The organism is Bradyrhizobium sp. PUT101 (assembly GCF_052043945.1).
In the GTDB taxonomy this organism is placed as follows: Bacteria; Pseudomonadota; Alphaproteobacteria; order Rhizobiales; family Xanthobacteraceae; genus Bradyrhizobium.
In genome coordinates, this window is sequence record NZ_CP197207.1 from 3,456,056 (window position 1) to 3,470,992 (window position 14,937).

Here is a 14,937-nt window from a genome sequence, read left to right on the forward strand (position 1 = left end):
AGTGATGAGAGCGCAGGCCCCAAAGGCAGAGGCAGGACGCCTTGCGCGCGGTCTGATCTGCATCAAGTTGCGGTGCAAAATTTGCTGCAATGTTGAGCCTGCCCTTTCCGCGCGATCAGCGGCCGGGCGTTCGTATCTCAACAGTGGGCGCCACCGCACGGCGTTGTGCATAGATGAACTTTACACCGGGTCGCGTCGTCGCAGCCCTCGCCATCCTGCTCGCGGGCGGCGGTTATTACTATTGGCAGCACCGCGATGCCGACGCGCTGCCACCGGGTTTCGCCCGCGGCAATGGCCGCATCGAAGCAGTCGAGATCGACATCGCCACCAAGACGCCGGGACGGGTCCGCGAGATCCTGGTCAACGAAGGCGATTTCGTCAGCGCGGGCCAGGTTCTGGCACGCATGGATACCGAGCAGCTGCAGGCCCAGCGCCGCCAGGCCGAAGCGCAGCTCCAGCGCGCAATGATCAATGTCGAGACCGCGAAGAGCCTGGTGAACCAGCGCGAGGCCGAACGCAGGGCTGCGGAGGCCGTGGTCGACCAGCGCATCGCCCAGCTCGACACCACGAGCCGCAAGCTCGACCGATCCGAACAATTGATCAGGACGAGTGCGGTATCCCAGCAGGTCCTGGACGACGATCGTTCCGCCAACGCCACGGCGAAAGCGGCGCTGGCCGCTTCCCAGGCCCAGGTCGCGGCATCGGAAGCCGCGATCAGCTCCTCCCGCGCCCTGGTGATCGATGCCGGCGCAGCGGTCGACGCGGCAAAGGCCGCGATCGAAAGCATCAACGCCGACCTCAACGACAGCGTGCTGAAGGCGCCGCGCGACGGCCGCGTGCAGTATCGCGTGGCGCAGCCCGGCGAAGTGCTTGCTGCCGGCGGCCGCGTCCTCAACATGGTCGATCTCGGCGACGTCTACATGACGTTCTTCCTGCCGACGGCCGATGCCGGCCGCGTCGCGATCGGCGCCGAGGTCCGCCTCGTCCTCGACGCCATCCCGAAATATGTGATCCCCGCCAAGGCCACCTTCGTCGCAGACGTCGCGCAATTCACGCCCAAGACTGTCGAGACCGAGGAGGAACGCCAAAAGCTGATGTTCCGCATCAAGGCGCATATCTCGCCCGGCCTGCTGCGCAAGCATATCGAGCATGTGAAGACCGGCCTTCCCGGCATGGCCTATGTGCAGCTCGATCCGGCGGCGCAATGGCCCGACAACCTCAAGATCAAGTTGACGAGATGAGCACGACTGCCGCAGCCGAAGCACCGGCTGCTGTCGGCAGCGTGGTGCGTCTGGAAGGCGTGGGCCTGAGCTACGGCAGGACCCGGGCGCTCGAGTCCATCACGCTCGACCTGCCGTCCGGCTGCATGGTCGGGATGATCGGCCCCGACGGAGTCGGCAAATCGAGCCTGCTCGCCCTGATCGCGGGCGCGCGCGCGATCCAGGAGGGGCGTATCGACGTGCTCGGCGGCGATATGGCGAGCGCGCGCCACCGCCGCAACGTGTGCCCCGATATCGCCTACATGCCGCAGGGCCTCGGCAAGAATCTGTATCCGACATTGTCGGTGTTCGAGAACATCGACTTCTTCGGTCGCCTGTTCGGACACGACAAGGCGGAGCGGAACAGGCGGATCGCGGGTCTGCTGCGCGACACGGGGCTCACGCCCTTTGCCGACCGGCCGGCGGCAAAACTCTCCGGCGGCATGAAGCAAAAGGTCGGCCTGTGCTGCGCGCTGATCCACGATCCCGAGCTCTTGATCCTGGACGAGCCGACCACCGGCGTCGATCCGCTGTCGCGCCGTCAGTTCTGGGAATTGATCGCCTCGATCCGCGACAGCCGGCCCGGCATGAGCGTAATCGTCTCGACCGCCTACATGGAAGAGGCTGCGCAGTTTGATTTCCTGATCGCGATGAACGCCGGCCGCGTCCTGGCGACCGGAACGCCCGCCGAACTCAAGCGGCAGACCGGCGCCGATACGCTCGATGACGCCTTCATCCGTCTCCTGCCCGAGGCCGAGCGCAGCAACCATGCCAATGTCGTCATTCCGCCGCGCGACGAAGACCACGAGGAGATCGCGATCGAAGCCGACCACCTGACCCGGCGGTTCGATGGTTTCGTTGCCGTCGACGACGTCAGCTTCCGCATCAGGAAGGGCGAGATCTTCGGCTTTCTCGGCTCGAACGGCTGCGGCAAGACCACGACCATGAAGATGCTCACCGGCCTCCTGCCCGTGAGCGAAGGCACCGCGCGGCTGTTCGGCAACACCATCGATGCCGGCGACATGTCGGTGCGGCGGCGCATCGGCTACATGTCGCAGGGCTTCTCACTCTATTCCGAGCTCACGGTCGCGCAAAATCTCGATCTGCATGCGCGACTGTTCGAGCTGCCGGCGGACACCATCGCTGCGCGCATCGACGAGATGATCGCCCGGTTCGATCTTGCCGACGTCGTCGACGCCCTGCCCGATGGCCTGCCGCTCGGGCTGCGGCAGCGGCTGTCGCTGGCGGTCGCCATGATCCATGCGCCCGACATCCTCATCCTCGACGAGCCGACCTCCGGCGTGGATCCGATCGCCCGCGACCGCTTCTGGCAGATCCTCGTCGAACTCTCCCGCAAGGACAACGTCACCATCTTCGTCTCCACCCATTTCATGAACGAGGCCGAGCGCTGCGATCGGATCTCGCTGATGCACGCCGGCAAGGTGCTGACGTCGGATACGCCGGCCGCCATCGTGGCCGCGCGCGGCACCGCTACGCTCGAGCAGGCCTTTATCGCCTGGCTGGAAGAGGCGATCGCGGACACGACGGAGCCGGCCGGCCAGCCGGCGGCCGCCTCGCCGCCGCCCGCACCTGCAGGCCCCACAACGGTCCGTCGGCACAGCCCCGCGTTCAATCCGACGCGCATGCTCGCCTATTCTCGGCGCGAGACGCTCGAGCTGCGGCGCGATCCGATCCGCGCCACGCTCGCGATCCTCGGCAGCGTGCTGCTGCTGTTCGTGCTCGGCTACGGCATCAGCATGGACGTCGAGAACCTGACCTTCGCCGTGCTCGACCGCGACGACACCGCGATCAGCCGCGACTACAGCCTCCAGATCGCGGGCTCGCGCTATTTCACCGAAAAGCCCCCGATCACCGACTACGCCGATCTCGACCGCCGCATGCGCGCCGGCGAGATCGGCCTCGCGATCGAGCTTCCGCCGGGCTTCGGCCGCGACGTCAGCCGCGGCCGCCACGTCGAGATCGGCGCCTGGGTCGACGGCGCCAATCCGACGCGGGCCGAGACGCTGCGCTCCTATGCGCAGGCGATCCACGCGGCCTGGCTCGCGCAGAAGGGCCGCGAGCTCTATGGCGATGCGGCGATCGCCGGGTCCTATCAGCTCGCGCTGCGTTACCGCTACAATCCGGACGTCCGGAGCGTCGTCGCCATGGCGCCTGGCATCATTCCGCTGCTGCTGATCATGATCCCTGCGGTGCTCGCAGCACTCGCGGTCGTGCGCGAGAAGGAGCTCGGCTCGATCGTCAATTTTTACGTCACACCGGTGACGCGGCTGGAGTTCCTGCTCGGCATCCAGCTGCCCTATGTGGTGCTGGCCTTTGCCAACTTCCTGCTGCTGGTCGGCTTTGCGCTCACCGTCTTCCGCGTGCCTTTCACCGGTAGCTTCCCGACCTATGCGGCTGCCGCGCTGCTCTATGTCACGGCCACCACCGGCATCGGGCTGGTGATCTCGTCGTTCATGAAGAGCCAGATCGCCGCGCTGTTCGGCACCGTGCTGATCACGCTGATTCCCGCGATCCAGTATTCCGGCCTGATCGATCCCGTCTCCTCGCTGCAGGGGGCAGGCAAGATGATCGGTCTTGTCTATCCGACCAGCTATTTCGTGACCATCTCGCGCGGCACGTTCTCGAAGGCACTGGGATTCGCCACGCTTCACAACGAGCTCTTGGCGCTCGCCGTCATGATCCCGGTGCTGGTCACCACAGGTGCGCTGCTGCTGAAGAAACAGGCCCGCTGACCATGCGCCTTGGCAACTTGCTACAGCTCGGAATCAAGGAATTGCGCGGACTGGCGCGCGACCCGGTGTTGCTCGTGCTGATCGCATATTCCTTCACGTTCGCGGTCTATGAGGGTGCCAACACGCTGCCGGAGACGTTGAACCGCGCTGCGATCGCCATCGTCGACGAAGACCATTCGCCGATCTCGACTCGCATCGGGATGGCGTTCACCGCCCCGTACTTCTCCACGCCTCGGCTGATCTCGCAATACGAGATGGACAGACGGATGGATGCCGGCCTCGACACGTTTGCCCTCGACATCCCGCCGGACTTTCAGCGCGACCTGCTGGCGCGGAAGGCGCCGACGATCCAGCTCAACGTCGACGCGACGCGCATCTCACAGGCCTTCAACGGTGGCGGCTATGTCGAGCAGATCGTCAACGCCGAGATCGCGGAGTTCCTGGCGCGCACCCGCGAAGCTCAAACACCGCAGATCGACCTCGCGCTGCGCGCCCGTTTCAATCCGGAGCTGAAGAGGTCCTGGTTCGGCGCGATCGACCACCTCATCATGTCGATCACGATGCTCTCGATCATCCTGACCGGGGCGGCGCTGATCCGGGAGCGCGAGCACGGCACGATCGAGCACCTCCTGGTGATGCCGGTCACGCCGCTCGAGATCATGGTGAGCAAGGTCTGGTCGATGGGAGCGGTGGTGCTGGTCGCCTCGGCGCTGTCGATCGCCTTCGTCGTCAAGGGATGGCTGGCGGTCACGATCGACGGCTCGGTGGCGCTGTTTCTCGTCGGGACGGCACTTCAGCTCTTCGCCACCACCAGCATGGGCATCTTCCTCGCCACAGTCGCCGGATCGATGCCACAGTTCGGACTGCTGCTGATCATGATCCTGCTGCCGCTGCAAACCCTGTCGGGCAGCATGACGCCGCGGGAGAGCATGCCGCAATTCGTCCAGGACATCATGCTGGCGGCGCCCAATACGCATTTCGTGATGCTGGCGCAGGCGATCCTGTTTCGCGGCGCGGGCCTGGAGGCGGTGTGGCCGCAGCTCGCCGCGCTCACCGTGATCGGCAGCGTCTTCTTCGTGATCGCGCTGCGCCGCTTCCGCGCCTTTCTCGCCTGAGCCGAAGGGCTCAGCTTCAAAAAATGGGGCGAAAACAACCCCATGCACAGTAGCGATCCCCTTGTTTTAGCTACGGGATTTATTTGACGCGTCGGGCAAGATCGTGCTCGCGCCGGCGCTATCGCCAGACTGACCGGGAGCAGCCTCAGCTAAGCCGATCGTCCCGGGCGAGCATCTCGTTCAGCATCGCCTCGGCTTTCTGCTTCAGCGGTAGCGCGCCGCTTTCGGAGGCGATCGCGATGGCGGCGCGCAGAGCGACAAGGATGGCGGCCTTGTTCGCCGCATCCGATGGCGACGTCACGACGGCCTCGCCGAACAGGGCCTCGGCCTCGAGGCCGGAAAAACCCTGCTGGCGGGCGGTGTTGCGTGCCTCGCGCAGCATGTTCTGCGCGGCCCTGACATCGCCGAGGCGGTGGGTGGCGAGCGCCAGGTAGATCGAGCTGCGCAGCACCGCCGAGGTATAGCCGACCGCCCTCGCCTCCTCGCGCGCCTCAGTCAGCATGCCGCGCGCCCGGTCGAACAGCCCCTGCTCGAGATAGGCGATGCCGAGATGACAGGCGAGCACCGGCACGAACAGCCGGATGCCGTGCTTCTGCGCCAGGACGAAACCACCTTCGAGAATGGCGGCGGCCGCCGCCGGATCGTTCTGCCCGAGCTTCAGCCAGCCGCCGCTATAGGCGGCGGCGACGCGATCATAGGGACGGCCGGTCTCCTCGGCGATCGCGGCGGCCTGTTGCTGGAGCTGCTCGGCGACATCGAACTCGCCCATGACGGTGTGGGTGATGCTGCTCATCATGCAGCAGAGCAGGAGCAAGGAGCGCGGGGTCGTACCGATCGGGGCACTCGGCGCGGAGCCCGCGAGATGGGCTCGAGCGGTGGCCAGCATCTTCTCGGCGGCGTGGTAACGACCGGCAAGAAAATACGCCTGCCCAAGCCCGTATTGTGCGAGATTGCGCCAGCCGGAATTGCCCGAGCTTTCCGCCAGATGCACGACGGCTTCGCCGATTGCGACCGCTTCGAGCGGCGTTCCATAGAAGTTCTGAGCACCCGCTCTCATCGTCATGGCAGCGATCTTGCGTCCGGTGTCGTTGATCGCATCGGCTCGCCGTTCGGCCTCGCTTCCCAGGTCCAAGGCTTCGGCCACGCGCCCAGATCCGGCATAGGCCAAACGAGCCTCCATCCGGAGGTCTATAGCGCCCGCCTCTCTTGCGTGTGTCGCAGGGGTCTTGTCGAGCGCTTCCATCGCGATCTCGAAATAATCGACCGCCTCGGCATAGGCTGAGCGAGCCAGGCATCGTCGCGCAGCGCTCCTGCCATGCTGAAACGCCTTCTCCCAATCCTTCGCCCTCGTTGCGTGGTAACAGAGCGTGTCAGGCCCCTCGGTCCATGCTTCCTCGCCCTCGAGAGCCGCGAGAATGCTGGCATGGATACCTTCGCGCACCTTTTCAATCATCGAATCGTAGGTCACCTGCCTGACCATCTCGTGCCGGAATTCGAGCGAGTCCTCCAACTCGCTGTCGATCCTGACGAACAGCTCGGCCCGGTCGAGCGCAGTGAGGCAATCCTGCAGGACGTCTTCCGGCAACGAAGCTACTTTTCGCAGCAGGGCCTGATTTGCCCGGGGGCCAAGCGCCGCGGCGATCTGGAGAAGCGATCGCTCCTGTCGCGACACCCGATCAAGCCGCGCCGCGATCACCCCTTGAATGCTGCTGGGGATGCCGAGCTCGTCGACAGGACGCGCGAGAGAAAGGTCGCCCCACTGTCCAAGCAGCATGCCGCTATCCTTCAGACTGCGGCAGACTTCCTCGATGAACAGTGGAACGCTGGCCGTATGAGAGATAATCCGGCTCTTCAACTCTGAGTTCGTCGTGGCGGGGCCAAGTATCTCCGCGAGCATGGCAAGGCCCGAATCATCGTCGAGAGGCCGCATGGCCACGATTTCCGCGTGACACCGCGCGATCCACACTGGCATTCCATTGGGCCGCGTCGTCAGCAGCACGAGCAAATTGGGGCATTGCAGGGTGGAGAGAGTGGCCACGACCGCGTCGCTGGCCCGGTCGATCCAGTGCAGATCCTCGATCAGCAGGATCGTACGCTGGCGCCTAGCGACGCTCTCGACGAGAGAGCAGCTTGCGTCTGCAATGGCGCGGCCGCGGGCGTGAGGCTCCAATTCGTCCCATTGCGGATCGGAGATCGGCAGGTCCAGAATCGCATCGATGGCTCGCTGCTGCACCACAGGCAATGCGTCTCTGAGATTGTCCAGATCGCGCGCGGCCGCATCAAGTATCGACAGCAACAGGCGCTTGAGGGCGCTGTACGGCGCGCCCTGGAGATTCGGGCTGCACTCGGCGTCGACCAGCCGCCAGCCACCGGCCCGAAGGTCCTGTGCGAACTCATGTGCAAGGCGCGACTTTCCAATGCCGGCATCACCCGTCAGCAATACCGTTTGCCGGCCGGCGGCGACTGTCTCCGTGGCGCGCCACAGCAGCGCCCGCTCGGCCGCGCGATCGACGAATCGGGAAACACTGCGCGCGCGTCGGACCCGCCAGCTCGAAAGATCGCTTGCGCCCATGACGCGGTACACGGGCAGCGGATCGCCGAAGCCACGAAGCGCCTTGCGGCCCAGGAATTCAAAGCGGACATGCCCTTCCGCAAGCTCCTGGCATGCCTCCGACACGTAGATCTGGTTCGCCTCGGCCGCCGACTCCAGCCGCGCCGCCAGATGCTGGGCGGCACCGCCGATCTCGTAAACCTTGGAAAATTCGCTGGCGACCATATAGGCCACCACGTGGCCCGAATGGAGGCCGACCCGAACCTGAAGTCCGGGATCGCCCAGACTGGCGACACGCCGGACAAGCTCGATCGCGGCATGGCAGGCCAGGGGCGCATGGTTGTCATCGGCGATGGGCGCGCCGAATACTGCGGCGACCCCGTCACCCAGCTCCTTGCTCACGATGCCGCCGAACTGGCGCACTGCGCCTCGCATCGCCGCGAGAGCCGGTTCGAGACGCGACACCGCTTCCTCAGGCTCCAACTCAGCGACCAGTCCCGTGGAATCGACGACGTCGGCGCGCAGAATGGTCACAAATCGTCGCTCGCTGTCGGGGTCAACGCGCTCGCGAACCGCCGCTCCGCACTTGGAGCACCAGCTATCGCCCGGACCAATCGCCGACTGACACGCGAAGCAATGCATTCCAGCGCCTTCAACGAACTGCCGCGGCAGTCCAGCTCCAACGCCCGCGAGGCGTTTGGTCTACATTACCCATAGAGGAATGCATGGCAATTGGGCCGGCGGGATATGCGATGTTACCGGATCGCGGTTCTCTGGACGAAGCGCAACGTCGGATGGTAGCGTGCCTGCACACAACAATTTGTGTGATCGGCAGCGGCGCGCTGCCCGTTTCGGGCGGCCGGCTACAGGTTTCGACAAACAGACATCTCGGGGAAAGAGGCGATGGCCGGACTGGTATATAGCGGCAAGGCATTTCGAGACTTGATGAACAGCAATTATTATCCCTTGGCGAACATGAAAAAGAGCGTCGCCAAGCTCAAGGCATCGGAGGACATCGACCTGCCGACCCTGGAATACGGTCAGTACCACCTGATCCTGAACCCGCCCTCGAAGTGGCCGCAGGGAAGCGCCAAGTACTGGCACAAGGAGAAGGGCCGCGCCCGCGTCGACCTCAGCACCCAGCCGAACACGGTCCCGCTGTCCAGGGACGAGCCGGGCGTGATCCCGCTGACGCGATGCGATCTGCTCGATGCCTGCGTCCGGAAATGTTTCAACTCCGAGCCGCCAATCCCGATGAAGACCAACATCATCGTCCACGCGCCGAGCGACGCCTTTGCCCACCGGCACGAGATCCGGCTGGAGTGGGAGTACAAGAAGGGCTCGGACAGGCCGACGCTGCTCAATCTGACGATGGTCTGTCCGCACAGATCCTGATTGGAAAGATTCTACTCTATTGGCGAAAATCATCGTCGCCCGCGCGCCGGACGCGCGGGCGATTTGTTCGCGGACGTCGCCTCAGCCGTCTCACCTTCCGTCACGGGCCTGCCGCACGAAGATGATCCGCTCCGCTTCGGTGTGCTTGCAAGTCAGCCCGGGCGGCGGTCGTCGTGCGCGCCCGACAGGAGCGGCCGATGCCGGTTGGATTGCCGGAGGTCGAAGGCGCCATCGATGTCGGCCGGTTCTGTCCGGCGGGGCGGTCGGACGCCGATACCGCCAAGGTGCTGGTGACTGTGGCGCCGGACGCGATCCGCTTCCGCGAGAACGATACTGCGCCATTCCAGCCGACTGACGTCTTCGAGGGCGCCAAGGTCAAGGGCCGCACGTCGACCCCGCCGATCAAGAACGGCAAGCTCACCGTTCGCCTCCAGGGCATCGACGCGCCGGAGCTGCACTATATGCCGTCGCCGCTCTCGGCCTATGGACGGCTGGTCGGCGACATCGAGGTGACGGTCCCGGGCGAAAAGATCGACATCAACCACTGGCTGGCCTCTCCCGCTTGCGGAAGAGGTCGGCGCGAAGCGCCGGGTGAGGGCTTTTTCCTCTTGAGGCGTGTCCCATGGCAGAAACACCCTCTCCCCGGGCCTCTCCCGCAAGCGGGAGAGGCAGTGCACCTTTGAGGCAGCAATCAGACCTGATCTCATCGCGCTCTAGATTCTCATCCCGCCGAGACCTCGATAAGTTGCGCGTTGATCCAGCGATTCTCATCGGACAGCAGAGAAGCGATCATTGACCCGATATCTTCCGGCCCCCCCGGTCGGCGGAGCACCGTCAAGTTGGCGACCTGAGCGTTGATTGTGGGATATTCCCACACTCGGTCGTCACTGAAATCAGCTCGGATCGCTACGGGAACGACTGCGTTGACCGCTATGCCTCGAGCGCCGAGTTCATTTGCCTGGTATCGCGTCAGCACCTCGATCGCAGCCTTGAATGCACCGTACGGCCCGCTGCCGGGCACGATGATTCGGGCGAGCCCACTTGACATGTTGACGATACGGCCGCCGTCCTTGATGAGAGGCAGCAATTTTTGGGTGAGAAAGAACACTGCTTTGAAATTCACCTGGTAGATCGCATCGAGTTCTGCCTCGGTCGTGCTTTCCAATTTGCCATGATGAGAGATCCCGGCATTGTTGACGAGATAGTCGAAACGGGTGGCGCCAAGAACTCCAAGTGCTTCGCGGAATTGCAGTACGAAACCGTCGAAGCTGCTCGCTTCCGCGAGATCAAGCTGCAAAGGAATGGCTCTCCGGCCGATCTCCTCAACGGCCGTCGCAACCGCATCGGCCTCAGCAAAAGCGGCTTTGAATGTGAAGATGCTGTCAACACCTCGCCTTGCCAGACTGAGAACCGTACTCCGCCCGATGCCGCGGCTGCCGCCCGTCACGACGGCGATTCTCCGGTCCTGTTCCATCGCTGCTCCTGCCGTTTGCTTTTTCAAGCGGTCTTGCGGAGAGGAGGAATATGGACCAGACTTGGATGCCCAAGGTGTTATGAACTGCAAGGAAATGAAAAGCCGTCGCGGCTCTCCTGACCGCTCATGCCGGATTCTTCCCGATCACGCCAAGCGCGCCAGAAGATCCGTTGCGTCCAGGAGATCCGATGAGCCGGAATCTTCCTCGTGAGCCGCCAAGACCGGCTCGAGGAGCGAGCGCGTCTCTGCTACCCGCCCATGCACGATCAATAGCCGGGCCAATGCGAGCGCAGCCCTCAACTCCCATGCCAATGCGCCTTGGCTCCTTGCGTAGTTGATCGACTCTCGCAGCAATGACTCTGCCTTGTCGTGCTGGGCATCCGCACTTCTCATGATTATTTGCGCTTGCGTGCGCAGTAGGCCGGGCATTGAAAACTTCTGACCCATTTTTTGTGCTGAAGAGATCGCCGTCTGGATCGTCGTTCGTGCCTCGACCAACCTTCCGCTCTGTGCCAATCCATCTGCCAGAGCCTGCGCGGCAGCGGACGTAAGCATGCGAAATTGTTCGCGGTACAGCAGATTCAAAGCCTGGCGCAATGTTTCCACGCCGGCTGCAGGTTTTGCCGTCATCGTGAGCCACTCCCCCTTCAACGCCAGGGCAGCGGCTGCGAGCGCCTTGAGAGAGTGCTTTTCAGCCTGCACGATTGCGCGATCTATATGTTCGGCGCAAACTTCAGTTTCGCCATTCCAGAGCAGGATAGGGACAGCATGGACTACAGCCATGCAATAGTTGCTCGGCGGTGACAACCCTTCGGCCTCATGGAGAGCCGCCACAGCCAACCCGCACGCGCGCGTTGCCGCCCCTCTGAGCCAAAGCGATCGTGCCAGCGCGAGCTCCGCGCGGAGGCGATGATCGTAGCCGAACAAATTGAGGTCGAGGCGGCTATGGGTGGCCTCGAGCTCAAACCCCAGTTCGCAATGGGCGATGGCATCGGCTTGATGACCGGCAAGATGCAAGGCGGCGGCAAGCATCCATTCGGAGATGACCCGATCGCTGATCGATCCGCTCCGGTCGGCTACGGCTTTGCATCTCTCGGCGGCCGCCAGCCCGCCATCAAAGTCGCCAATCCTCGTCAGGAAGAGGTTGAGGCCGGCCAGAAGGCGAAGTTGCGCCAATCCTTGCTCGCCCGCTTCGTACAGGTCCAGCCCACGCTGGATCGCATCTTTCACCTCCTGCGTATTGCCCCACATATGCATGGAGGCGACAGCGAATGCCTCCAGCAAGCGCGCCTCCCGGTGCGACATCTCGCTCATATGCTGAATCGCGGTCAAGGCAAGGCGCGACCAGTGGCTGCAGTCCGCAAGCAGCCAAAGACCAAGAAACAAAGGCGCAGCATCGGCCGCCAATTCAATCCCGGTTTTGCGATTCTCCTCGCTGGAGAAACTCCACTCGAGCGCCTTTCGTACATTCCCGAGGTGTGGTGCATGGCGCCCGATCTCGGCATACGCGCCGTGCTCGAGAGCAAGTGATTTGAACAAGGAAGCAAAGTAGCGAGCATGGCGACTGGCAATCGGCTCGACGTCTTCGGATTGGCTGAGCTTCGCCGCAGCATAGGCGCGCGTCGTATCGGGGAGGCGGTAAAAGACCGCTTCATCGGTCGGTCTTACCCAGACCAGAGACTTGTCGACCAGCCTCTCCAGAGTCGAAGCGATAGCTGCCCGGTCGCTCTCTTCTTCGCCCGCGACGGAGCAAGCCGCCTCCATTGTGAACAGACCGACGAAGGCGGACAGGCGTGAAAGCGCTCGCCTTTCGTCTTCTGCGAGCAGATCGTAACTCCAGTCAAGCATCGCTTGAAGCGTTCGATGTCGAGGAGAAACATTGCGTCTGATGGGTAATGCCATCTCCGCATTTTGCGCCAAGAGGCCTGCAACGCCACGGATCCCATAACTTCCCACGCGGCTGGCGGCCAGCTCTATCGCCAGCGCAATTCCGTCAGTCCGCCGGCATATATCCGAAACGATCGGCGCATCGGCGTCAGTTAGATCTTCGGTGAATCCGCTGAACGCCGCCCTATCCATGAACAGACGCACGGCCGGCGTTGCCAAAGCATCCACCGCCGTCGGGGCTTCCTCCACTGGGTAAGCGAGCGGACTGAGCAGATGCACCGTCTCACCCTCGACATGCAACGGCTCCCTCGAGGTGGCCAGTAAATGGACGCTGGGGGCCTCACGGAATAGCCGGTCTGCCAGGAGCGAGATCGGGTCGAGGAGGTGCTCGCAGCTGTCGAAGACAACCAGCATGCGCTTATCTGCAAGGAAGCTTGAGAGTTCGGCGACGGGATCGGATCCCCCCAATGTGCAGCCAACCGCCGAAATCACGCTGCCAGGAACCAAGCCAGGCTCGAGCACCGCGCCAAAATCGACGAAGGCAACGTTCTCGTCGCCAAATTCGGCTCGCAACTGCGCGATCAAGGCAACCGCGACCGCCGTCTTGCCGATGCCGCCGGCGCCCACGATACTGACAAACCGTCGACTCGCGAGAAGCCTGCTTAGACTGAGAACGACCTCGTCGCGGCCGACGAAAAGCCCCCGATGCGACAGGAATTGACGACCCAACCGATCAGCCGAGTTGGAATTCGACGAGTACGCCAGGCTCGTGTGAGACCGCTTGATTGCGGCAACGAAACTGTATCCGCGGCCTGCGACGTTGACGATGTAGCGCGCATCATTCCGGCCGTCGCCCAAAGCTCGGCGAAGCGTCGACATATGTACCCTCAGGCCCGCCTCGTCGGTCACAACACCCTTCCACACCGACTCGAGGAGATCACGCTTGCTGACAACTTCGCCCGCGCGATCGGTCAACGCGATCAGAATGTCCAGGCCGCGCGATCCAATTCGTACGGGAATTCCATCCTTGAGAAGCAAGCGACGTCTGCGATCGAGCTGGAAGTCGCCAAAGAGAATGATCGCATCGGAACTCATAGACGCCTGAGTACTGCTCGACATCATCCCGCTTCACCTGAAGGTGCGTCTCCGACTTGAGCGGCTGGACGCAGTTACCGGCTTCGCAAATGTACGTGCGAACGGGCCTGCCGGGTAGCGTCTTCGCGTTCCATGCCTTGGCGGCCATCACGCGCGTGCCACTATTCATCGTCGCAAGCAACTGATTGAACTCGGATATTGGAAAGTCCTGTTCTGTGTGAGTTACCCAAACGTTACGCCTGCGGCGGACGGTCGCAGCATTCGATTTAGCGGAATCCAACATTTCTTAAGAGGAGCTAACGCGCCTTCCGAAGCAAGTGCAGGCTAAATCCACTCGGTATCGCAAGTACGAGCGAACAGAGGAGAGCCAGGATGCGCGACGACATGCATGCGGTCCCCCCAAAACACGGTCATCACCCCGCGTTGTGCGACAAGAGACATCCGCGAGGATATCCTTTGGAGGAGCGGGCGTGGCGCAGGCCGGAACAAAACGGTGCGTCCCTGGCCCAGGACATCACCATTTCGCGCTGGCTCGATCTCCGAACCGCGTCTCGTACCGAGGAGGCGGTCACCCCTGATGATCGCTACTTCATTGGCGTGGCATTGAGGACGACGCGCATCAAGTTGACAGGAGAACAGCGAACAATCTTCGAGGGCGTCATGCCGGAAAGCACGCTGTATGTCAGCGCTCCTTCAAAACGGCTCGCCGCACGCTTCGATGCGCCCTGCGACTTCCTGCATTTCCACGTTCCAGACTCGTACTTTACAGATCGGCTACCAATTGCGCAGCGTCGCCCAACTCAGCATCTGAATGACCTTATTCTGCTTCGCGACATGTTCGCAGGACAGCTCACCCGACCGCTGCTCGGACGCGGCGAACCGGTCGACGAGCCGTTCGCCCGCTGCATCGGACAAACGCTGGCGATGCGGCTCGCGCGCCTCGAATTTCCACGCACCAGGGTCGGAGCCTTGGCAAATTGGCGGCTTCGGCGCGTCCAAGACCACGTCAAACAGAATTTTCGTCGGTCGATAAGGCTCCCGGAGCTGGCTCGAGTTGCCGGACTTTCCCGTATGCATTTTGCCGCACAGTTCCGGGCCGCGACGGGATACCGCCCCCACGAATATCTGCTGGCTCAACGGGTCGAACACGCGAAGACGCTGCTGAATACGGAGGCGCCTTTGGTCCAAATCGCGCTCGCGGTCGGATTTTGCACTCAGGCACATTTCTCGGCCGTGTTCAAAGAAATCACCGGTGAGACCCCTGCTCATTGGCGAACGCGGTCGAGGAGCACGGCCGCTTCCGGACCCGTGTAGCGCACTTCCGTATGACAGCGGAGAGTGACCCAAAATTGCCGAACGCCGCTCCGACCGCCGCCTCGCGCAATCCGCACTTGCCGATATGCGGCGA

9 protein-coding genes are annotated in these 14,937 nt (G+C 63.2%); 6 read left to right on the forward strand and 3 right to left on the reverse strand.

The window, feature by feature from the left end; genetic code table 11:
• The first annotated feature begins 173 nt into the window (after positions 1–173).
• From ACSHT2_RS16970 to ACSHT2_RS16980, 3 genes are read left to right on the forward strand one after another with little or no spacing between them, the layout of a single operon-like run.
• Positions 174–1,241, forward strand: a complete 1,068-nt coding sequence (locus ACSHT2_RS16970; protein WP_440642556.1) for an HlyD family secretion protein — start codon at positions 174–176, stop codon at positions 1,239–1,241.
• On the forward strand, positions 1,238–4,012 hold the full coding sequence (gene rbbA / locus ACSHT2_RS16975; RefSeq protein ID WP_440642557.1) for a ribosome-associated ATPase/putative transporter RbbA: 2,775 nt from the start codon (positions 1,238–1,240) through the stop codon (positions 4,010–4,012). Before ACSHT2_RS16970 ends, rbbA begins: the two co-directional genes overlap by 4 nt.
• A 2-nt stretch (positions 4,013–4,014) precedes the next feature.
• The gene (locus tag ACSHT2_RS16980; RefSeq protein WP_440642558.1) at positions 4,015–5,127 is read left to right on the forward strand and encodes an ABC transporter permease; all 1,113 of its coding nucleotides are present in this window, start codon (positions 4,015–4,017) and stop codon (positions 5,125–5,127) included.
• Between the two features lie 145 nt (positions 5,128–5,272).
• Here ACSHT2_RS16980 and ACSHT2_RS16985 read toward each other — a convergent pair whose 3' ends face one another.
• Positions 5,273–8,320 (reverse strand): ATP-binding protein, encoded by a 3,048-nt coding sequence (locus tag ACSHT2_RS16985; RefSeq protein WP_440642559.1) that lies wholly within the window; start codon positions 8,318–8,320, stop codon positions 5,273–5,275.
• A gap of 261 nt (positions 8,321–8,581) precedes the next feature.
• Here ACSHT2_RS16985 and ACSHT2_RS16990 point away from each other — a divergent pair, with 261 nt between their 5' ends.
• Entirely contained in the window at positions 8,582–9,073 is a 492-nt protein-coding gene (locus ACSHT2_RS16990; RefSeq protein WP_440642560.1) for a hypothetical protein, read from the forward strand.
• A 197-nt stretch (positions 9,074–9,270) separates the two neighbouring features.
• Positions 9,271–9,756 (forward strand): hypothetical protein, encoded by a 486-nt coding sequence (locus tag ACSHT2_RS16995; protein ID WP_440642561.1) that lies wholly within the window; start codon positions 9,271–9,273, stop codon positions 9,754–9,756.
• A 38-nt stretch (positions 9,757–9,794) separates the two neighbouring features.
• Here the strand turns inward: ACSHT2_RS16995 and ACSHT2_RS17000 are convergent, their stop codons facing one another.
• Together ACSHT2_RS17000 and ACSHT2_RS17005 are read right to left on the reverse strand one after the other, a co-directional pair.
• Positions 9,795–10,547 carry an SDR family NAD(P)-dependent oxidoreductase gene (locus ACSHT2_RS17000; RefSeq protein WP_440642562.1) on the reverse strand — a complete coding sequence of 251 codons (753 nt, stop codon included), beginning with the start codon at positions 10,545–10,547 and terminating at the stop codon, positions 9,795–9,797.
• A gap of 144 nt (positions 10,548–10,691) precedes the next feature.
• A complete protein-coding gene (locus tag ACSHT2_RS17005) occupies positions 10,692–13,556 on the reverse strand; it encodes an ATP-binding protein (protein WP_440642563.1) in 2,865 nt (954 codons plus the stop codon).
• A gap of 345 nt (positions 13,557–13,901) precedes the next feature.
• Between ACSHT2_RS17005 and ACSHT2_RS17010 the strand changes: the two genes are divergently transcribed.
• A complete protein-coding gene (locus tag ACSHT2_RS17010) occupies positions 13,902–14,843 on the forward strand; it encodes a helix-turn-helix domain-containing protein (protein WP_440642564.1) in 942 nt (313 codons plus the stop codon).
• Positions 14,844–14,937 lie beyond the last annotated feature (94 nt).

Coding starts and splice junctions, on each gene's coding strand:
- ACSHT2_RS16970 (WP_440642556.1), top strand. CDS start 174: ATGAACTTTACACCGGGTCGCGTCGTCGCAGCCCTCGCCATCCTGCTC.
- rbbA (WP_440642557.1), top strand. CDS start 1,238: ATGAGCACGACTGCCGCAGCCGAAGCACCGGCTGCTGTCGGCAGCGTG.
- ACSHT2_RS16980 (WP_440642558.1), top strand. CDS start 4,015: ATGCGCCTTGGCAACTTGCTACAGCTCGGAATCAAGGAATTGCGCGGA.
- ACSHT2_RS16985 (WP_440642559.1), bottom strand. CDS start 8,320: ATGCATTGCTTCGCGTGTCAGTCGGCGATTGGTCCGGGCGATAGCTGG.
- ACSHT2_RS16990 (WP_440642560.1), top strand. CDS start 8,582: ATGGCCGGACTGGTATATAGCGGCAAGGCATTTCGAGACTTGATGAAC.
- ACSHT2_RS16995 (WP_440642561.1), top strand. CDS start 9,271: ATGCCGGTTGGATTGCCGGAGGTCGAAGGCGCCATCGATGTCGGCCGG.
- ACSHT2_RS17000 (WP_440642562.1), bottom strand. CDS start 10,547: ATGGAACAGGACCGGAGAATCGCCGTCGTGACGGGCGGCAGCCGCGGC.
- ACSHT2_RS17005 (WP_440642563.1), bottom strand. CDS start 13,556: ATGATGTCGAGCAGTACTCAGGCGTCTATGAGTTCCGATGCGATCATT.
- ACSHT2_RS17010 (WP_440642564.1), top strand. CDS start 13,902: ATGCGCGACGACATGCATGCGGTCCCCCCAAAACACGGTCATCACCCC.